The organism is Pseudoalteromonas sp. A757, assembly GCF_004103285.1.
GTDB lineage: Bacteria > Pseudomonadota > Gammaproteobacteria > Enterobacterales > Alteromonadaceae > Pseudoalteromonas > Pseudoalteromonas galatheae.
The window spans coordinates 1-218 of sequence record NZ_QNQN01000002.1 but is presented as its reverse complement, the minus strand read 5'-3'; the positions used below and the strand labels follow the sequence as shown (position 1 = coordinate 218).

The window sequence follows — 218 nt, the reverse complement described above, 5'->3', positions numbered from 1 at the left end:
TCCCCTTCGTCTAGAGGCCTAGGACACCGCCCTTTCACGGCGGTAACAGGGGTTCGAATCCCCTAGGGGACGCCACTTACTTTGGTAGGTAACTCGGTTAGCAAGAGAATAAACAGCTAAATAAAGTCCTAGTGACACATCTGTGTCCCCTTCGTCTAGAGGCCTAGGACACCGCCCTTTCACGGCGGTAACAGGGGTTCGAATCCCCTAGGGGACGC

At 55.0% G+C, this 218-nt stretch carries 1 tRNA gene; it reads left to right on the top strand.

What is annotated here, in order from left to right:
- Positions 1 to 144: 144 nt before the first annotated feature.
- Positions 145 to 217 (top strand) — tRNA-Glu (locus DRB05_RS00005).
- The last annotated feature ends 1 nt before the right edge of the window (position 218 follow it).